Below are 19,385 nucleotides of genomic sequence, written 5' to 3'. Positions count from 1 at the left end.
CTTCTATTCCACGTTTGATCGCTTATCTTTCATTCCGTGGATCTCGTCGAAACCAAACCCTCCGGCATTCAAGCCGCCACCTTGCCCACGCCGTTCCTGAAATGGTTCGCCGAGAAGGGCTGGCAGCCGCGTGCCCACCAGCTGGAGCTCCTTGGCCGGGCTCAATCTGGCGAAAACATGCTGCTGATCGCGCCGACCGGTGCCGGCAAGACGCTCGCCGGCTTCCTGCCTTCGCTGACCGACCTCGTCCATCGCGGAAAAATCCCGCCGGGCTCTGCCTTCACCGGCATCCACACGCTCTACATCTCGCCGCTCAAGGCGCTGACCGTCGATATCGAGCGCAACCTGATGAAGCCGGTCACCGAGATGGGCCTGGAGGTCACGGTCGAAAACCGCACCGGCGACACGCCGCAGTCAAAGCGCCAGCGCCAGAAGCTCAATCCGCCCGATATCCTTCTGACCACGCCCGAACAGGTGGCGCTTCTCCTGGCCAACAAGGAAGCGACACGGTTCTTCAAGGACCTGAAATACGTCGTCCTCGATGAGCTGCATTCGCTGGTCACGTCGAAGCGCGGCCATCTTCTTTCGCTCGGCCTCGCGCGCTTGCGAAAACATGCGCCAGAAATGCAGACCATCGGCCTGTCCGCCACCGTCGCCGATCCGATGGACCTGCAGCGTTGGCTGGTGCCTCAAGGCGAAAACCCGTCGCCCCCCGCGGGCCTCGTCCACGTTACCGGCGGTGCCGCCCCCGACATCACCATTCTGGGCACAGACAGCCGCATTCCATGGTCCGGCCACGTTTCCACCTACGCGATCCCCGAAGTCTACGAGGAAATCCGCCGCCACAAGACGACGCTGATCTTCGTCAATACCCGCTTCCAGGCCGAGCTCCTGTTCCAGACGCTGTGGACCCTCAACGAGGACAATCTGCCGATCGCACTCCACCACGGCTCGCTCGATGCCAGCCAGCGCCGCAAGGTGGAAGCGGCTATGGCCGACAATAAGTTGCGTGCCGTTGTCGCCACCTCGACGCTCGACATGGGCATCGACTGGGGTGACATCGATCTCGTCGTCCATGTCGGCGCACCGAAAGGCGCAAGCCGTCTTGCCCAGCGCATCGGCCGCGCCAATCACCGCATGGACGAACCGTCGAAAGCAATCCTCGTGCCCGCCAACCGTTTCGAGGTGATGGAGTGTCAGGCGGCGCTGGATGCCAATTATCTCGGCGCCCAGGATACGCCGCCGGTGGGCGAGGGTGCCCTCGATGTGCTCGCCCAGCATGTGCTCGGCATGGCCTGCGCCGAACCCTTCGATCCGCTCGAACTGTACCACGAGATCACCTCGGCCTCGCCCTATGCCGATCTCAGTTGGGAAATGTTCGAGCGCATCGTCGATTTCGTCGCCACCGGCGGTTACGCGCTACGCACCTATGAGCGTTATGCCAAGATCCGCAGACAGGAGGACGGCCGCTGGCGCGTCTCCAATCCGCAGATCGCCCAGCAATACCGCATGAACCTCGGCACGATCGTCGAAGCCGCCGAGCTGAATGTCCGACTCGTTAGGCGCAACGCCAAGGGGACATTGGGTCGAGGGGGCATGACGCTCGGCAAGGTCGAGGAATATTTTCTCGAACAGCTGGTGCAGGGCGATACCTTCCTGTTCGCCGGCAAGGTCCTGCGCTTCGAAGGCATCCGCGAAAACGTCTGCCTCGTCTCCAACGCCCATTCTCTCGACCCGAAAATCCCCGCCTATGCCGGTGGAAAATTCCCGCTCACAACCTATCTGGCGGATCAGGTGCGCGCCATGCTGGCCGATCCCGATCGTCGGACGACCCTCCCGGATCAGGTCCGCGACTGGCTCTCGATCCAGCTCGAACGCTCCATGCTGCCGAAACAGGACGAGTTGCTGATCGAAACGTTTCCGCGCGGAAAACGCTTCTTCATGATCGCCTACTGTTTCGAGGGGCGCCTCGCTCACCAGACGCTCGGCATGCTCTTGACCCGCCGTCTGGAGCGCGCCGGTGCCCGCCCGCTCGGTTTCGTCGCCACCGATTATTCGCTCGCCATCTGGGGCTTGAACGACATCGGCGCGATGATCGACGCCGGCCGCATCAGCCTCTCCGATCTGTTCGACGAGGACATGCTGGGCGATGATCTGGAAGCCTGGCTCGATGAAAGTTACATGCTCAAGCGCACGTTCCGCAATTGTGCCGTGATTTCCGGTTTGATCGAACGCCGTCATCCGGGCAGGGAAAAGACCGGCCGTCAGGTCACGGTCTCGACCGACCTGATCTACGACGTGCTACGCTCCCACGAGCCGGACCACGTGCTTCTGGAAGCGACACGACGCGATGCGGCTTCGGGACTTTTGGATATCGGCCGTTTGGGCGATATGCTGGCCCGAATCAAAGGCCATATCACCCACCGCGACCTCGATCGCGTTTCGCCTCTTGCGGTGCCGATCATGCTGGAGATCGGCAAGGAGCAGGTGCCGGGCGAGGCACAGGATGCGGTGCTGGCTGAGGCCGCGGAAGAACTGATTGCGGAGGCTGGACTCTAGGGCGCTACGAGCGGGGCGGCAATATGGAACTCCCTCATTCCTGTGCTTGTCACAGGAATGAGGAATGATACAGAAAGACGAACGACCTTGATGCACCGCCTCGGGCTAGCAGCCCGCACCATGATCAGCACCAACCCGACGGCTGGCACCGAGGAAATCCTCGTCCACGGGGTCGCGGCCGTCTGCGATCCGCTCGGCGGTCTCTACCTGCCTGAAACCGGCATGCTCGTCGTCTCCGACCTGCATCTGGAAAAAGGCGCTGCCTTCGCCCGCCGCGGCATGATGCTGCCACCTTACGACACCATCGCCACGCTCAACATCCTCGCCGCCGTCATCGCCCGTTACGATCCAAAAGTGGTCGTCTCGCTCGGCGACAATTTTCATGATCGCCGCGGTTCCGAATTCCTGCCGGAAAACCTGCGCTCCATGATCACGGACATGGCCCGCGGCCGCGACTGGATCTGGATCAACGGCAACCACGATCCCGATGGCACGACGGACCTGCCCGGCATATCCAGCGACGAACTAATCTATGGCGGCCTCACCTTCCGCCATGAGCCCAGCCTGATTTCCTCGAAAGGCGAGATCGCCGGCCATCTCCACCCCGCCGCCACCGTCCGCCGCCGCGAAAAGTCGGTCCGACGGCCCTGTTTCGCCAGCGATGGCCATCGTCTGCTGATGCCGGCCTTCGGCGTTCTCACCGGCGGCCTCGATCTCCGCCACCGGGCGATGCAGGGCCTGTTCCGGCAGGAAACGCTGGTCGCCCACCTGCTTGGCCGCGACCGCATCTATTCAGTGCGCTACGGCAGCCTCATGGGTTGAGGATTATCTGCCGCAACTCCAGAACCGTCTGCGTAGCGCGTTCTTCCGAGTCAGGCGACTCACCAAGCGCCATATGTTCGCTTTCGATGTCCACAAGTGTAGCAATGACGTCTTGCAGGGGCCTGCCATCCCGCAGCATGGCAATGGCTTCGAGAAGGTAGCTATCGTATTCATCGATAGCCTCAGCAGGTGGACCATTGTGCGTGTTAAGGCCAATTGGGTCCCAAAGGCTCCAGCCGATGTCTCTGATGGTTTGCAAGTCTTCACTCATGCCGGGAATCTGCATTAAAAACGCCCGGCGGATCAAGTCCCTTTACCGATAAACAAGCACCGGGATCTTCGAGCCCGCCAGCACCTTCATCGTCACGCTGCCGAGCATGAAGGCCTTGAAGCCCGAGCGCCCGTGCGAAGCCATCACGATCGCGTCGCAGCCATGTTTTTCGGCGGTCTTGACGATACAGCCGGCCGGATCGACGTTCTGGATCTTTACCGCCTCGCATTCGAGATCGCGCTGTGCCGCAACGGCCTTGGCGTCGGCCAGAATACCATCTGCCTGTTCGTTCGACCGCTGTTCGTATTCGGCATAGGCGATGTCCATGCCGACAGGATAGACGGTAAACACCTGCAGCGGCTCGATCACCGCCAGCACCGTCACCTTGGCATTGCTTTCACGTGCGAAGTCGAGCGCCTTTTCGAGCGCCTGGGTCGACAGCGGAGAACCGTCTGTCGGAATAAGAATGTGCTTGAACATTGTATCGACCTCTCTTGGGTGACCTCCCTGGTCGAAATCATCTTCGCACCGGCCTCTTGTCGCACATTGACCTGTCTCAATCCGGCCCTCTCAAGCCGGTTTGTCCCACGGGTTCACGCCCTCCTTCAGCCAGCGCAGCGTATCCTTCCAGAAACCGCTGGCATGCCTCGAATGAAAAAGACTGAAATGGCCGATCGCCTCCAAACCGTAAAATGATGGCGCAAGACTGGCTTCGATACGCTCGGCATTCCGGTAATAGGAAAGCGTCCGGCGGATCGCCGCAGCCGTGCCGATATCGTCGTCGGTTACGTAAACCGCAAGGATCGGCGCGGTGACGGCGGCAAAGCGGGCAAGTACATCGTCGCGCTCATCCGCCGGATGTGTCCGCTCCATCCGCTGCCCGCGAAAACTCCACTCGTTGGCCACGCCTGCGGGAAGGTCTTCCAGCCAGCCGAGCTTTCTGCCGGGGAAATACCCATAAATCGCCGTCAGCACCGGCATCACCACATGCCACCGCCAGAACAGTTGCAGGCGATACCCCGCCGCATAATCGCCCCACCATGCATATTGCGCGCCTATCGTCAGCATCCGGTCGATCCTGCGGACTTCCGGTGAAAGCCCCGGCAAATAGCCGCCGATACTGTGGCCGACCACCATCATCGGCAACGCCGGCTCCCGTCCGCTCATAAACCGCAGCGCCGCATCGAAATCCTGTTCGCCCCAGTCCCGCCAGCGATATCCGCAGCCACGCAGGTCCACCGGCCGCGACAGGCCGATGCCGCGATAGTCGTAGGTCAAAACCTCGAACCCTTCGCCGGCGAGGAAATCCGCATAATAATGGTAATAGCGGGCAAGCACGCCGGTGGCGGGATTGATGATGACGCGCGCGATCGCATCACCTCGCGCTGGCCAGATATGAGCGTGCAGAACCACGCCGTCCCGGCAGATCAGGCTTACCGCCTGTCCGAGCGGGCGCGTTACCGGCTGCGCAATCTCGGCCATCAGATCCTCCCCCGATGGGTTCCTCCGCAATGCGGAGAATAATCGAGGAAACCGGATCTGCAATTATCCCAAGGCAGGGGTTGCGCGCACTTGTGAGCCGTCCGCCGTCAACGCGCCAGCTTGGCAAATCCCTTGGCCAGGATCGGCCCGGTCGGCCGCCCGGTCGGCGAGCCGCCCGCCTGTTCCAGCGTGATTTCGTATAGCTGCGCATCCTGCGGTTTGGGCAGCGCCGATCCGCTCAGCCTGGCCGAATGGGCATCCTCCAGCAGGCCGAGCGACATCGGTCCCATTTCGCGGGAAGGAAGCGTCCACACCTGCATCGTTCTGTCCGCGGGCACGGGGAAATCGGTCAGCAGCTTGATACTGGCCGTATCGTTGCCGAAATCCTCGACCACCGCCTGCACGTCGCCGGCCTCGTTGACAAGCACGGCCACCACCAGCGGCTCGACCACCCGCGTCACGCTCCACGCCAGCCCGCCGGCAAGGATCAGCGATGCGGCAATCGCCGAGATCGCCGTGGCCCGCCAGCCCGAACGCAGGTTGTCGTTCCCGGCCATCGGAATTCTCGGCAAAACAGAAGCGATCGGCGGCGATGCTGCCGTCGCCTGTTCCGGCAGCCGGGTCTCGATGGCTTCCCACAGAACGGGCGATACGGCTGCCGGATCGACATTGGTGTCGAGCGGCAGGAACCGCTCCCGGGCTTCCGCAACTGCATTGGCCAAAGCGGCATTGCGCTCGATCTCGTTTTCCACCGCGCTCACATCCGCTTCGCCAAGCAGACCGAGCACATATTCGTCAGCGATATGAGGAAAGTTTTCGGGGGCGAGCTTCATGCCATGCACTCCCGCAATGTCAAAAGCCCGCGTCTTATCCAGGATTTAGCGGTGCCGAGCGGAAGGCTCAGGCGTCCGGCGATTTCGCCATGGGTATAACCGCCGACATAGGCCATCAATATGCCGCGCCGTCTGGTCTCGTCCAGGCGGCCGAGGCACTCCTTCAGCCGGCTGTTGCGGTCCAGCCTGTGCCATGCGCCCATGATCTGCTCCAGCTGCTCGCTGTCCTGCAGCGTTTCAAGCTGGTCCTCGGCAACCAGATCTTCCCGGCTTCCGTCCCGCAGCATGTTGAGCGCCCGGTTGCGCACGATCGCATAGATCCAGCCACGCGCCGATCCGCGTTCCGGCGCATATTGGTGCGCATGGGTCCAGATGCGGATGAAGGCTTCCTGTACCACCTCTTCGGCAAGGTCGCGCCGTCTGACGATCCGTTGCGCCACCGCCACCAGCCTTCCGGCCTCATGGTCGAAGATGCGGCGCAACCCGCTGCGATCACCCTTTGCGCAGGCGAAAAGCGCCCCTTCGAGATCCGTCGTTTGGTCTGTCGCCAAGGCCAGGCCGTCCTCTCTCACAGAGCATTCGCTGATTTGCGAATATTCTAATCCTGCTGTTGCCACGGCGGACATGCGCTCGTCCAGTGCTTGAAGTTTCCCGCAGCCTTTCTTGAGCCGCATATGGAAGACACGGCGGAGGAGGGAATGGATGCAGACGAATAAATATTTTTAAGCGCTGCATCCAAATGCATCTGCCCATGTGTCTGTCTTTCGAGAGCGCTTCACAGGCCATGCGCCGGGCAGCTCTTTCCGATTTTGAAAAACACAACGGGAGAAGACATATGAACATCGCTCGCACCGCACTCGTCGCATCCACCATGCTCGTCGCCTCGGCCGCTTCAGCCTTCGCCGCCCCCGTCCTCGGCCTCACCGGTGACAAGACGCTCGTCATGTTCGACACCGCAAAGCCTGAAGTCACCAAGACCGTGGAAGTCACCGGCGTCACCAAGCTGGTCGGCATCGATTTCCGCCCCGGCACCAAGACCGTGATCGGCGTCACGCCGGAACACGCGATCGTCTCGATCAATCTCGAAACCGGTGCCGCCACCGAAGTCGCCAAGATGGACAAGATGCTGACCATCACGCAAGCGCCGGTCGTCGTCGACTTCAACCCGATGGCAGACCGCCTGCGCTTCATGAGCGGCACCACCAATCACCGTGTCCACCCCGATACCGGTGCCGTGACGGTCGATGGCGTTCTCGCCTTTGAAGACGGCGACATGCACAAGGGCGAGACCCCGAACATCGTCGCTGCCGCCTATACCAACTCGATCGGCAAGCCGGAAAAGACCGCGATGTACAACATCGACGCGACGATCGGCGCGCTGATCCAGCAGACCAAGCCGAATGACGGCACGCTGAAGGCGATCGGCAAGCTTGGCATCAAGGAAACGCCGGCAACCTACGCCTTCGACATCCAGGGTGAGGAAGGCGGCAAGAACACCGCATATCTCGCAGCCGGCAAGACGCTCTACACCGTCAACCTAGAAACCGGCGCCGCAACCGAAGTCGGTGCCATCACCGGTACCGACAACGAAGTGCGCGACATCGCCATCCTGCCTGCGATGTAATGTAATGGTGGGGCAGGGACCAAGGTCTCTGCCCCGTTCTCTTTTTAAAGCTCGCCGGAAATCTCGCGCCGCCGTCGGTCCAGTTCTTCCGTGTAGCGCCGCAGCGTATGGCTTTCGGAAAGCTGTCCCACAACCTTGCGCTCGATCTGGTTGTTCACCACCGCCAGCGCTTCCGCCTCCGTCCGGTCGAACATCGCAGCCGCCTGTTTGGCATTCATGCTTCGCAACAGCACGTCGTTCTTGTAGCGGATGAAGGAGGAAAGCTCCGGCTTCTCCTCACCGCCCTCTGTCGGTGCCGCATAGATTTCCGGTGTCAGGATCATCCCGACATATTTGTCGGTTTCGTCTACCACGATCACCCGCTGCGTCGAACCGAGCGGAAACTCCTTGCGGAATTCCTCCAGCGTCATGGCCGCCTGCGCCGTCTTCACATCGGAACGCATCAGCTTGTCCACCGTAAGATTGCGGATCCAGCCGATATCATGGGCGCTCCTGATACCCTCGCCACGCAGGTGAAAACGCCAAGTCGCGAACGAGTAGCCGAAGCTGGTCCGCACCACGAGCGACGAGGTGATCACGGCTGCAAGCGCCAGCGCCGTAATTGGAAAGTCGCCGGTGACTTCCAGCGCCAGAAACGTCATCGTCAAAGGGCCGCCGATCACGGCCACCGCCATCGCGCTCATTCCGACGACCGCATAGATCACCGGCGTCAGCGTTGTATGGGCAAACAGGAACGGGGTCGAATAGGCAAACAGTTTGCCGATCAGTGCCCCGAGAAACAGCGAGGCGAAGAACAGGCCGCCACGAAAACCGGCGCCGATGGTGATCGCCGATGCAACAGACTTGAGCAGCAAAAGCCCGATCACCGCTCCGATCGCCATATGCTGATTGAGACTTTCATGCAGCGCGCCATGCCCGGCCGAAAGCACCCGCGTATCGATCAGCGCCAGCAGTCCGACGATCAGGCCTCCGAGAGCCGGGCGGAAGACCGGCGAGATCGAACTTTTGCGCGCCTGTTCCTCGACCCGCGAAACGCCTTTCATCAGCAGGATGCCGCCGCCGGCGCAGACGATGCCAAGAATGACCGCCGGAACATAGTCGGCGGGAACGACCTTCCCGATCTGCCCGATATCGATCATGAATTCTTCACCGACGAACAGCCGCGTCACGAAGGTCGCAGCCAGCGCCGCGACGACCACCGGCGCAAGGCTGACGATCGTATAGGTGCCGATGATCAGCTCGAAAGCATAGAAGGAGCCGGTCAGCGGGGCGTTGAAGGCCGATGCGATCGCACCGGCGGCACCGCAGCCGACAAGCACGCGCATGTCCGAGCGGCGCAGTTGCAGCAGCAGGCCGATCTTGGAGGCGATACCGGAGGAGAGCTGCGTATAACCGGCTTCAAGCCCGATCGACGCGCCAAAACCGTTTGAAATCAGGTTCTGTACTGCAACCACGATACTGTCGGTGAGCGATAGCCGGCCGCCATGCAGCGCATTCGCCTCGATCGGGTCGACCATCGGCTTCTTGCGCCATTTTTTGAGAATCAGGAACACGATCCCCATCACCACGCCGCCCGCCGCCGGCGCCCACATCACCACCATCGGATCGAGCATGGTCGCGGCGCTCAGCCTCTCGTCCGGACCGATCGTGAAGATCAGCACCTGGATCTCATGCGCGATGAAACTCATCGCCGCCACCGCAAGGCCGGCAAATACGCCAACCACTGCCGCCATCGCGATCAGGCCGAATTCGCTTCGCCTGATCAGTATGCGCAATTGCGCAGGATCGAGCAGATGGTTGAAGTCGGGCAGGCGGTCGAGGATGCTTTTCAACATGATGGCAGTCTGGGTTTGCGGCAATAGTCGCTAACTAGAGTAGGGATCGCGCAAGCAAAGGCGCAGGCGGAACGATCGGCAATGATCAATCCTTGCGGAAGACGATGCTGGCCCCCCAGCCGGTCACCAGCGCGATCAGCACGCAGACGAGGCCATAGGCAAACGGCTGGTTATGCGCGGCATCGGTGATCGCCTGCTCGAGGCCGGTCTTCACCACCCGCAACGGGATCTCGCGCTGGGTCAGCAGCGTGCCGCTCTTGAACAGATAGGCCCGCACGATATGCACGCCATCCGGCACATTGGCCGGCAGTCTCAGCGACGCGCGAAATAGGCTGGACGAGACGAAACGAACGCCGCTCGCCTCTTTCTGGTAAAGGCCGCTGGAAAGCTTGAGCCGGCGATAGGCCTCGCGAAAGTCGGAAAGTTCGCCGACGTCGCGGATATAGCCGATCGGGTTGAGCGCCAGATGTTCGATCCCGACGCCGGCCGTATTGATCGGCGGCAACTGGGTCGGGTCGTCAAGCTGGCGCGTGCTGGCGATCGAATAGCTTTCCGGAACCTGCTCGAATATCATCGAATCCGTGTTGATCCAGATGCCGAAAATCCGTTCTTTCTTGCGCACGGTGGAATAGTCCCGCGGACCTTCGAGCGTGACGATGATGTCGTAATTGCCGATCGCCAGCAGCAGCTCGTCCGCATTCGTCATCGCCCCGAAGACAGTCAGGTCCGCCCCGCGGAAATCCGAGGTGATGGCGATTTCGTTGGTCGAAACCCCGATGTCGAGCCCTTCCTTGGCGGTCGAGGCCTCACCCATGGGGATCTGCGCAAACCCTTGGGTTGCCGGCACGAAAAGCAGAGAGAAGAGAAGGACGAGGCGGGAAAACATCAGTAACCGATCCCCCCGACTGCGACCGAATAGAGATCCTGCGGCCGGATGAACAGGCCGATGGCAAGACGGATACCGACCGCCAGAACCAAAAGCGCTAGGAGCGCGCGCAGCTGTTCGCCGCGCAGCTTCTGCCCGACGCGCACGCCGTATTGCGCCCCGATCACGCCGGCCACCATCAGAATGAAGGCAAGCACGATATCGACGGAATAGTTGGTCGCGGCCTGCACCATGGTCGTATAGGCGGTGACGAAGATGATCTGGAACAGCGACGTCCCGACGACGACATTGGTCGGGATGCGCAACAGATAGATCATCGCCGGCACCATGATGAAGCCGCCGCCGACACCCATGATCGATGTCAGGATGCCGATCAGGAAACCGAGCGTCACGACCGGAATGGCGGACAGATAGATCTTCGACTTCTTGAACCGCATCTTCAGCGGCAACCGGTGCACCCAGTTGTGCTGGCCGGGCCGTCTCAGGGGAAGCGGCTGGTTCAGCTTCGCCTTGCGCATCGCCCGCAGGCTTTCCTGCAGCATCAGCAGGCCGATCGTTGTCAGCAGGATGACGTAGAGCAGCGAGATGAACAGATCGAGCTGGCCGATACTGCGCAGCCACGAAAATATCCACACGCCCACCGTCGCCCCGACAAGACCGCCGGCAAGCAGCACCGTGCCGAGCTTCATGTCCAGCGTGCCGCGCCGGAAATGGGTGATCGCGCCGGAAACCGAGGAGGCTACAACCTGGTTTGCACCGGTCGCCACCGCCACGACAGGCGGAATATTGTAGAAGATCAAAAGCGGCGTGATCAGAAATCCGCCGCCGACACCGAACATGCCGGACAGAAAACCGACAGCCGCGCCCATGCCGAGGATGATGAAAATATTCACCGAAAGCTCTGCTATGGGCAGGTAGATCGTCACGGTTGACCCCGACAAGGCGAAACAGAACAACCGCATCCGGCAGGCGATCGGTCGCTTGTCTGGTGCGGTGGTGGGAAAGTGTCTCACATGCCGGGTGAACAAGGCATGAAGATGTTTGATCCACATGCCTGTGCGCGCCGCAAGGTGTCAAACCCATCGAGGCGCGTAAGAGTATCGCAAGCCTTTGATTTGGCCGTTTTCTTCGCAAAGTGGCGAATATGCCGCGTCACCCCAAACCCGGTCGGTTTGGTCGTGATTGGCAATGTGGCGCCAGGGTGCCTCTACGCGAAGAAAAAAGCCGGAGCGGAGACGAACGGATCGTCTTCGCTCCGGCGACTGGAGCTTATCCGTTGCGGGCCAGCAGCTCGCGCACCATGGCGTCGTCCACCTTGCCGCTCGGCTCCTGGCCAATCGAGCTCTGGAACGCCTTGATTGCTGTAACCGTCTTTGCACCCATCTTGCCGTCCGGCGTCCCCGCATCGAAGCCATTCTTGTTGAGAATGGCCTGGATGTTGCGGATTGCTTTGGTCATGTCGATCGATGCGGTCGTCAGCTTCTTGCCCGAAGCCCATTCGTCCGGCAGGTCGACGGCATTGGCCTTCGGGTCGAGCGGCTTGGCAGTCCATGAGTTCAGCTTGGCGCGAGCGCTGTCCAGCTGCTCCTTGCGCATCGCCTTGCCCACTTCTTCCTGCTTGGCCGCCGCATCGGTATCGCCGCCCTTGGCAGCCACGCCGAACCACTTGTAGCTCTCTTCGAGATCCTGTTTCACCCCGTTGCCACGGGCATAGAGGATCGCGAGGTTGAACTGGCTGTCGGCGACGCCGAGTTCGCTTGCCTTGCGGAACCACTCGACGGCCGCCGCATAATCCGGCTGGCCGGCTGCACCCGAAGCGTAAAGAACCGCGAGATTGTGCATCGCGCTGGCATTGCCGGCGCCGGCCGCCTGACGGTAGTAGGAAATCGCCTCGCCCAGATTGCGGTCGACCCCGGTTCCCTTCTCCAGCAGGTTGCCCATGCGGTATTGTGCCGGCGCAAGACCGCGATCGGCTGCCAGCCTGTACCACTTGGCAGCTTCGCCGAGATCGGCCTTCACGCCGCGGCCGTCGCTGAAGCGGGCGCCGACTTCGAACAGGGCATTGGCATCGCCGGCTGCTGCTGCATCGGCCATGGACTGGGGTTCGATCCCGGCCGGAACCGCAATCGAAGCGTGCTCGACAGGAGCAATCGGAGACGCCGGCAGATCCTCTGCTGGAGCCTCAGCTGATGTATCGGAATCGCTGGCCTGCGGAGCAGCAGCAAGGTTCGACGGTTCTTCCGGCAAGGCGGTCACGCTCGGTGCCGAGCTATCTATCGAAGCCGGACCCGGCTGCTCGGAAGCCACCGGTGTCTGCGGCACGAGAGCGGCAGGCGTCGGCGCGCTGGCCATGGGGGCGCTGATCGGCGCCGGCTGCTGTTCGACGGAAGCCACTTGCGGCGCCGGGTTGCCGCCGGTGACGGTCTTGATCAGCGGCATCGCCATCAGCGCCAGAAGCACGGCGCCGACCGCCATCAGGATCGGCCGGCGATGACGCGAAAAGGCGGATGTGCCCTTGGCCGTGTCGGCCTTGCCGACGGCAGGCTTGGGCTTGCCCGGCTTGGCCTGGCCCTTCGGCATGGATCCCATCTGCGAAGGATCGGCTTCCTGCGCCGCAGCTTTTGCGGCACGGCGGGCCGCCGCGATATAATCGGCCCGGTCTCCGGTCCGGTCGCCGGCCTTCTCGCCCGAAAATTCTCCGGCCGCCTGGCTTGCTCTCACCCGTTCGAGGATCTTGCGCACATCCGGGGCACCGGAACCGGGCTCCAGAAGATCGTTCTCGCTTTCGTTGTCCAGTACGTCACCGGCAACCACGGCATCGTCCGCCGAAGGATCGATCGATGGTGTCGGATCGACGAAGGTGCGCGTGCTAGCGGCCTTGTCCTGCTTGGCGCCGGGGCGCAGACGTTTGACCAGCCCGCCGATCAGGCTTTTGCTGGCCCGCTTCGGTTCGTCTTCGATCTCTGCTTCCGGTTCAACGGGCTGCAGCATGGCCGGAATATGATCGGACATGGTGGAGCCGATCGCGCTGGTTTCCCTCAACCGGGCTTCCGTGCGCGGCATGTCGATACTGGCAAGTTCGCGGGCGACGTCGGCCGAAAGTGCCGGTATGGCGGCCGGGGCCTGTTCGCGTGACGGCGAAACATCCCGGTGGATCGGTGCTGCCGCAAACGCCGGCTGGCGAGCGGGCTCTTCGTTCCGATAGGACGGGGCAGGGGCGGGGGCGAACTGGCCCTCGAGCTGGTCCAGCCGGTCGGCAATCTGCACCAGCGTGCCGTGCAGTGCCTCGAATGTCTGGTGCGTCCGGGTTTCCGAACCGCGCGTCAGCTCTTCCAGGTGTTTCAGGTCGTCGGCAAGCGCGGCAAATGCCGCCACGTCGCCGCTCGATCCGCTGGCACCGGCGTTGATATTGCGGGAATAGGCCTCGACCACCGCCTCGGCTGCCTGCCGCGCAGCCTCGACGATATATTCGTCATTGGTCGCCATATATCCTTCGATCGCGGCCATCCGGCTGTCGAATTCCGGCGGCCATTCGGCCGATGCGGTGTTCGGCTGCGAAATCAGCGTCGAGAGGTTGGCGATCTGGGCTTCGAGCCCGCGCAGGGCCTCGTCGTCGCTGCGCGGAGAGGACGAGGCTTCGTCCAGCCGTGCTGCAATGTCGCTAAGCCGGTCTTCGATCCGCACGAAGGCAGCGCCGTCATCGGCATGCTGCGGCCGCGGCTGCAGTTCGATCTCCTCGATACGGCGCGACAGGTAATCGAGCCGTTCGCCAAGTCCCTCTGCGCCAAAACTCGTGTCCAGTGCATCGATCTTGCGGGAAATGTCGGAGAGATAATTGCTGACCTCTTCCTGCTGTCCGGGTGCATGAAGCTGCTGAACCAGCGCCGTCAGATGTTCGATCCGCTCTTCCAGCTGTGCGGCGGCCTGTTCCTCTGCCAGTTCCTCGATCTTGCCGGCAAGCAGCTCGAGCCGCGTCGAAAGCCCGTCGGTCGCGCTCTGATCCGACGTCGCAAGGCCGATCGTCTCGACCTGCGCCATCAGCATCGACAACCGATCCTCGAACCGCTGGATCGCAACATCGTCCTGCAGATTTGCAGCGCTTGAGCGGGCATTGGCGGCAATCGCGCGGCTGATTTCGTCCAGCCGGCTGTCCAGCTGGCCGAACTGCTGGGCAAAAACGGCATCATTCGGCTTCATTCGCGAGCCGAGCTGTTCCATCATTCCGGCCAGCGCCAGCAGCTTCTGCTCCAGCGCGCGGATCGTCGGGCTGTCCGCCATTACGCCGATCTGGTTGCGGATCTCGTCGATCCGGTAGGCAAGCGCCACCAGTTCCTCGCGCAGCGCGGTCGTGTCATTTTCCTGCAGCCGCTCTTCCAGGCCCAGCCACTGGTCCTGCATCAGGCGCAGCGACTCTTCGCGCGCCAGACCGTCCATCACCGTGCGCAGGTCTTCGAATTCGGCGCGCAGGCCCGCCGCTCCGGGTGCTGCCTGCAGCGTCAGATGGTCGATCCCCTGCGCCAGCCGTGCGAGGTCGGCCTGGACGTCCTGGCTGTAACGGGCTTCTTCCGCCTGGGTCTTGATCGCCCGGACTTCTTCGCGCAGAGCGCGCATCTCAAGCGATACGCCTTCGGAAATGTCGCGCTTGAGATCGTGCCGCAGGCCGGAAAGGGTTTCGGTGAATTCTCTCAGGTCGGCACGGCGCTGGCTGGCTTCGGCCACGCGCGTTGCGACGGCCGGCTGGCGGATATCTTCGCGCCGTGTACCCGCGCGCTGCTCGAAGCGAGAGTCGGCACGCTGTTCGGGTTGGGCGGGTACTGCAGGCCTCGCGGCGCTGACGTCATAGTGCCGGCTGCTCTGGCTCGTCTGTTCGAGCATGCGTTGCCGCTCGCGGATTTCCGCCAGCGGGTCGCGTAGTCTTTCACCATAGGCAGATCCGGCAGGGCCGGCCTTCGGGCGTGGGTCGGTGGCGGCTGGCATGCGCGGCTGGCGATTGTCCTCGACGGCTCTCTGCGGCGGCGCGAGCGGGGGCGTTGATGGCGCAGCCGTACGGCCGCCTGCCATCAGGCCCTGAATGCGCGCTTCCAGTCCCTCGATTGTGCGGCTCAGCGCATCCAACGACGAGCGGTCTTGGTCGCCGTGACGGGGATGTGCCGATCGTGATCCGTTCATGTACTCGCTCGCTTCGACGTTGATCCTGCCGGTACGACTCTGAACTTCCCCCCGGAGGTATTCCTCCATAAGTAAGTCCGAATATTAGAGTAACCTTACGCAAGGCTTGCCATTGTGACGGTTCGAGCCGTTTTCGAATAAACGCTTCGCATCGTCAGATCGCCTACTATGTGCGAAAACATGGTAAACAACCCGTTAAGCCGACTGCAGATTTTAACTATTTCATAACATTCTAATACAGATCGGCCCGGCTGACTTCACATCCACCCGCCCTATGTTCCGGCCCTGAGCTGCATAAATTGCACGTGAGTACCAATTGACGTTTACGCGCACGTCAATTAAATGACGAATGCAAGAGTTCGCAGTGCCAGCGCATCGGCCCGCAATCGGAAACGATTTCGGAAAATCGCAGCGCAGAAGGAGTGGTGCTGCTGCTGAAGATGACAGGGAGGATGCTCATCGATGCCAGTTTATAAGGCCCCCACCGCCGATACGCTTTTTATACTCAACGATGTTCTGGGCCTTGAGCGTTATGGCAACCTGCCCGGTTTCGCCGATGCAACGCCCGACATGATCGAGGCGATCCTCGGCGAGGCGGCCAAGGTAGCGGAGGAATCCCTTTTCCCGCTCAATCTGTCCGGCGACCAGCAAGGCTGCACCCGCCATGACGACGGCACCGTCTCGGTGCCGAACGGCTTCAAACAGGCTTATGACCAGTATTGCCAGGGTGGTTGGATCGGCCTTGCCGTACCGGAAGAGTTCGGTGGCCAGGGCCTGCCCTACACGTTGCACGCGGCCGTCGGCGAATACATGTCCTCGGCCAATATGTCGCTGATGATGTATCCGGGCCTGACGCAGGGCGCCATCGCCGCCATCCTCGTCCATGGTTCGGACCAACAGAAGGCCACCTATCTGCCGAAAATGGTCGAGGGCACATGGTCCGGCACCATGAACCTGACCGAACCCCATTGCGGCACCGATCTCGGCCTGTTGCGCACCAAGGCGGTGCCGCAGGGTGATGGAAGTTACAAAATCTCCGGCCAGAAGATCTTCATCTCGGCCGGGGAACATTCGATGACCGACAATATCGTCCATCTGGTTCTTGCCCGCATCGAAGGCGCGCCGGAGGGCACCAAGGGCATCTCGCTGTTCATCGTGCCGAAATTCATCGTCGGGGATGACGGGTCTCTGGGCGCCCGCAACACTGCGACCTGCGGTGCCATCGAGGAAAAGATGGGCATCCACGGCAATTCCACCTGCGTCATGAACTATGACGAGGCAGTGGGTTATCTTATCGGCGCGGAAAACAAGGGCCTTTCGGCCATGTTCGTGATGATGAACGAAGCCCGCCTGGGCGTTGGCCTGCAGGGCCTGTCGATCGCTGAGACCGCCTACCAGAACGCCGTCGCTTATGCCAACGAGCGCATTCAGGGCCGCTCGCTCTCCGGCGCCAAGGCCCCGGACAAAAAGGCCGATCCGATCATCGTCCACCCGGATATCCGCCGTTCACTGATGACCATCAAGGCCTTCAACGAGGCCGGCCGCGCCTTCCTTCTCTGGACCGCGCTGAAATCCGACATCGCCCACCGTTCGCCGGATGCAGCAGAACGCCAGAACGCCGACGATCTGCTCGGCCTCGCCACCCCGATCCTGAAAGGTGTGCTGACCGACAAGGGATTCGACCACGCCGTGATGGCGCAACAGGTCTTCGGCGGCCACGGCTACATCGAGGAACATGGCATGAGCCAGTATGTCCGCGATGCCCGTATCGCCATGATCTATGAAGGCGCCAACGGCATCCAGGCGCTCGATCTGGTCGGCAGAAAACTGGCGCTCAATGGCGGCCGCGCCGTGATGGCGATGTTCAAGGAAATCGGCGATTTCTGCGAGGAAAACCGTGCCAACGAGAATTTGGCCTTCTACACCAAACACCTCAAGAAGGGTCTGAACGACGTACAGGCCTCGACCATGTGGTTCATGCAGAATGCCATGGCCAAACCGAACAATGCCGGCGCCGGCTCGACGGATTACATGCACCTCTTCGGCCTCGTCACGCTCGGCTACATGTGGGCAAAGATCGCCAAGGCAGCACAGGAAAAGCTTAGCCTCGGTGATCCGCGTGAGGACTATCTGAAGGCCAAGCTTACGACGGCGCGCTTCTATATGGATAAGATCATGCCGGAAACGGCTCTGCGCAAGATCCGCATCGAAGCGGGTGCCGACAGCGTGATGGAACTGGCGGCGGAGGCGTTTTGAGGAGTGCGGGACGCGCGATCCCTTCACTTGCGATTTCTAACACTTAGCTGAAGCTAAGATGTTGAAATCGCTTTCTCTCCCACAAGGGGAGAGATGCCGGGGAGGCTTGCTCGACAGCCTACCTCTCCCCTTGTGGGAGAGGTTACAAAATCAAGATCTTAGCCGAAGGCTAAGTCTTAGATTTTGTTGGTGAGGGGATGAGACGCGCTCGGCTTAGCCGAAACGACAGGCCGAAATCCGGCCAACGGGAATTCGAGGGCGCGATATGTGCCCCACGACATGACACGGGAGAGATGACACCATGACCGAAGTCTTCATTTACGACCATGTGCGCACGCCGCGCGGTCGCGGCAAGAAGGATGGTAGCCTGCATGAGGTGCCCTCCGTCCGCCTTGCCGCAAAAACGCTGGAAGCCATCCGCGACCGCAATGGCCTCGACACCTCGACGGTCGACGACATCATCATGGGCTGCGTCGATCCGGTGATGGACAGTGGCGCCGTCATCCCCAAGGCGGCGGCCTTCGAGGCCGGTTATTCGACAAAAGCCCCCGGCATGCAGATCTCCCGTTTCTGCGCCTCGGGCCTCGACGCCATCAATTTCGGCGCCGGCAAGATCGCGGCCGGGTCCGACGACATCGTCATCGCCGGCGGTATCGAATCGATGTCGCGTGTCGGCATGGGCATGTCCGGCGGTGCCTGGTACATGGACCCCTCCGTCAATTTCCCCGCTTTCTTCATGCCGCAGGGCGTTTCCGCCGATCTGATCGCCACCAAATACGGTTTCTCCCGCGATGACGTCGATGCCTATGCGGTCGAAAGCCAGAAGCGCGCCGCAAAGGCCTGGAATGCCGGTTATTTCAAGAATTCGGTCATCCCGGTAAAGGACCAGAACGGCCTGATCCTTCTCGACCGTGACGAGCACATGCGCCCCGGCACCGACATGCAGGCGCTGGCCTCGCTCAACGCCTCCTTCCAGATGCCGGGCGAAATGGGCGGTTTCGAAGCCGTTGGCATTCAGGCCCATCCGGAAATCGAAAAGATCAATTACGTCCACCATGCCGGCAATTCGTCGGGCATCGTTGATGGCGCTGCGGCCGTGCTGATTGGCTCGAAAGCCGGTGGCCAATCCATGGGCATCAAGCCGCGCGCCCGTATCCGCGCCTTCGCCAATATCGGCTCCGACCCGGCCTTGATGCTGACCGGCCCGGTCGATGTCACCGAAAAGCTGCTCGCCCGTACCGGCATGACGATTGCGGATATCGACCTGTTCGAACTCAACGAAGCTTTTGCCGCCGTCGTGCTGCGCTACATGCAGGCTTTCGACATCAGCCACGACATCATCAACGTCAACGGCGGGGCAATTGCCATGGGCCATCCACTCGGCGCCACCGGCGCGATGATCCTGGGCACAGTGTTGGACGAGCTGGAGCGGCGGGATCTCAACACTGCATTGGTCACGCTCTGCATCGGCGCCGGCATGGGCACGGCGACGGTCATAGAGCGGGTTTGATGGGGTGAGGGGGAAGTGATCCCCTCACCAACAAAATCTGAGACTTAGCTGACGCTAAGATCTTGATTTTGTAACCTCTCCCACAAGGGGAGAGGTGGAGCGCCGAGCAAGCCTCTCCGGCATCTCTCCCCCTTGTGG

General features: G+C 61.7%; 14 protein-coding genes. 5 read left to right on the top strand and 9 right to left on the bottom strand.

Annotated features, from left to right (window positions below):
* Positions 1-36: 36 nt before the first annotated feature.
* Entirely contained in the window at positions 37-2,559 is a 2,523-nt protein-coding gene (locus FHP24_RS08345; protein ID WP_394344601.1) for a ligase-associated DNA damage response DEXH box helicase, read from the top strand.
* A 90-nt stretch (positions 2,560-2,649) separates the two neighbouring features.
* Positions 2,650-3,381 carry a ligase-associated DNA damage response endonuclease PdeM gene (gene pdeM, locus FHP24_RS08340; protein WP_139676187.1) on the top strand — a complete coding sequence of 244 codons (732 nt, stop codon included), beginning with the start codon at positions 2,650-2,652 and terminating at the stop codon, positions 3,379-3,381.
* Here pdeM and FHP24_RS08335 read toward each other — a convergent pair.
* From FHP24_RS08335 to FHP24_RS08315, 5 genes are all read right to left on the bottom strand, one after another.
* Positions 3,371-3,667 (bottom strand): hypothetical protein, encoded by a 297-nt coding sequence (locus FHP24_RS08335; protein WP_139675413.1) that lies wholly within the window; start codon positions 3,665-3,667, stop codon positions 3,371-3,373. The two genes, pdeM and FHP24_RS08335, sit on opposite strands and share 11 nt — an antisense overlap.
* 27 nt (positions 3,668-3,694) lie before the next feature.
* The gene (locus FHP24_RS08330) at positions 3,695-4,132 is read right to left on the bottom strand and encodes a universal stress protein (RefSeq protein WP_139675411.1); all 438 of its coding nucleotides are present in this window, start codon (positions 4,130-4,132) and stop codon (positions 3,695-3,697) included.
* Between the two features lie 90 nt (positions 4,133-4,222).
* Positions 4,223-5,134, bottom strand: a complete 912-nt coding sequence (locus FHP24_RS08325; protein WP_139675409.1) for an alpha/beta hydrolase family protein — start codon at positions 5,132-5,134, stop codon at positions 4,223-4,225.
* Between the two features lie 107 nt (positions 5,135-5,241).
* On the bottom strand, positions 5,242-5,967 hold the full coding sequence (locus FHP24_RS08320; protein ID WP_139675407.1) for an anti-sigma factor: 726 nt from the start codon (positions 5,965-5,967) through the stop codon (positions 5,242-5,244).
* Complete coding sequence (locus tag FHP24_RS08315; protein ID WP_246091635.1) at positions 5,964-6,518, bottom strand: sigma-70 family RNA polymerase sigma factor; 555 nt, start codon at positions 6,516-6,518, stop codon at positions 5,964-5,966. Before FHP24_RS08315 ends, FHP24_RS08320 begins: the two co-directional genes overlap by 4 nt.
* 284 nt (positions 6,519-6,802) lie before the next feature.
* Between FHP24_RS08315 and FHP24_RS08310 the strand changes: the two genes are divergently transcribed.
* Complete coding sequence (locus FHP24_RS08310) at positions 6,803-7,591, top strand: DUF4394 domain-containing protein (protein ID WP_139675403.1); 789 nt, start codon at positions 6,803-6,805, stop codon at positions 7,589-7,591.
* Positions 7,592-7,635: 44 nt separating this feature from the next.
* Here the strand turns inward: FHP24_RS08310 and FHP24_RS08305 are convergent, their stop codons facing one another.
* From FHP24_RS08305 to FHP24_RS08290, 4 genes are all read right to left on the bottom strand, one after another.
* Positions 7,636-9,426, bottom strand: coding sequence for a chloride channel protein (locus FHP24_RS08305; RefSeq protein WP_139675401.1), 1,791 nt, complete (start codon positions 9,424-9,426; stop codon positions 7,636-7,638).
* A gap of 85 nt (positions 9,427-9,511) precedes the next feature.
* Positions 9,512-10,312 (bottom strand): TIGR02186 family protein, encoded by an 801-nt coding sequence (locus tag FHP24_RS08300; protein ID WP_139675399.1) that lies wholly within the window; start codon positions 10,310-10,312, stop codon positions 9,512-9,514.
* Complete coding sequence (locus tag FHP24_RS08295) at positions 10,312-11,238, bottom strand: sulfite exporter TauE/SafE family protein (RefSeq protein ID WP_139675397.1); 927 nt, start codon at positions 11,236-11,238, stop codon at positions 10,312-10,314. Before FHP24_RS08295 ends, FHP24_RS08300 begins: the two co-directional genes overlap by 1 nt.
* 343 nt (positions 11,239-11,581) lie before the next feature.
* Positions 11,582-15,481 carry a peptidoglycan-binding protein gene (locus tag FHP24_RS08290; protein ID WP_139675396.1) on the bottom strand — a complete coding sequence of 1,300 codons (3,900 nt, stop codon included), beginning with the start codon at positions 15,479-15,481 and terminating at the stop codon, positions 11,582-11,584.
* Between the two features lie 462 nt (positions 15,482-15,943).
* On the opposite strand from FHP24_RS08290, the gene FHP24_RS08285 reads away from it, so the two are divergent.
* Together FHP24_RS08285 and FHP24_RS08280 are read left to right on the top strand one after the other, a co-directional pair.
* Positions 15,944-17,737 carry an acyl-CoA dehydrogenase C-terminal domain-containing protein gene (locus FHP24_RS08285; RefSeq protein ID WP_139675394.1) on the top strand — a complete coding sequence of 598 codons (1,794 nt, stop codon included), beginning with the start codon at positions 15,944-15,946 and terminating at the stop codon, positions 17,735-17,737.
* Between the two features lie 301 nt (positions 17,738-18,038).
* A complete protein-coding gene (locus FHP24_RS08280) occupies positions 18,039-19,247 on the top strand; it encodes an acetyl-CoA C-acetyltransferase (protein ID WP_139675392.1) in 1,209 nt (402 codons plus the stop codon).
* Positions 19,248-19,385 lie beyond the last annotated feature (138 nt).

It is taken from the genome of Aliirhizobium smilacinae, from assembly GCF_006335145.1.
Taxonomy (GTDB): domain Bacteria; phylum Pseudomonadota; class Alphaproteobacteria; order Rhizobiales; family Rhizobiaceae; genus Neorhizobium; species Neorhizobium smilacinae.
This window is presented reverse-complemented; position numbering and strand designations above follow the sequence as displayed.

Excerpts from the sequence above, each read along its gene's own strand:
- FHP24_RS08325 (WP_139675409.1), bottom strand. The coding sequence starts at position 5,134 with ATGGCCGAGATTGCGCAGCCGGTAACGCGCCCGCTCGGACAGGCGGTA.
- FHP24_RS08310 (WP_139675403.1), top strand. The coding sequence starts at position 6,803 with ATGAACATCGCTCGCACCGCACTCGTCGCATCCACCATGCTCGTCGCC.
- FHP24_RS08335 (WP_139675413.1), bottom strand. The coding sequence starts at position 3,667 with ATGCAGATTCCCGGCATGAGTGAAGACTTGCAAACCATCAGAGACATC.
- FHP24_RS08300 (WP_139675399.1), bottom strand. The coding sequence starts at position 10,312 with ATGTTTTCCCGCCTCGTCCTTCTCTTCTCTCTGCTTTTCGTGCCGGCA.
- pdeM (WP_139676187.1), top strand. The coding sequence starts at position 2,650 with ATGCACCGCCTCGGGCTAGCAGCCCGCACCATGATCAGCACCAACCCG.
- FHP24_RS08290 (WP_139675396.1), bottom strand. The coding sequence starts at position 15,481 with ATGAACGGATCACGATCGGCACATCCCCGTCACGGCGACCAAGACCGC.
- FHP24_RS08305 (WP_139675401.1), bottom strand. The coding sequence starts at position 9,426 with ATGTTGAAAAGCATCCTCGACCGCCTGCCCGACTTCAACCATCTGCTC.
- FHP24_RS08330 (WP_139675411.1), bottom strand. The coding sequence starts at position 4,132 with ATGTTCAAGCACATTCTTATTCCGACAGACGGTTCTCCGCTGTCGACC.
- FHP24_RS08320 (WP_139675407.1), bottom strand. The coding sequence starts at position 5,967 with ATGAAGCTCGCCCCCGAAAACTTTCCTCATATCGCTGACGAATATGTG.
- FHP24_RS08280 (WP_139675392.1), top strand. The coding sequence starts at position 18,039 with ATGACCGAAGTCTTCATTTACGACCATGTGCGCACGCCGCGCGGTCGC.
- FHP24_RS08285 (WP_139675394.1), top strand. The coding sequence starts at position 15,944 with ATGCCAGTTTATAAGGCCCCCACCGCCGATACGCTTTTTATACTCAAC.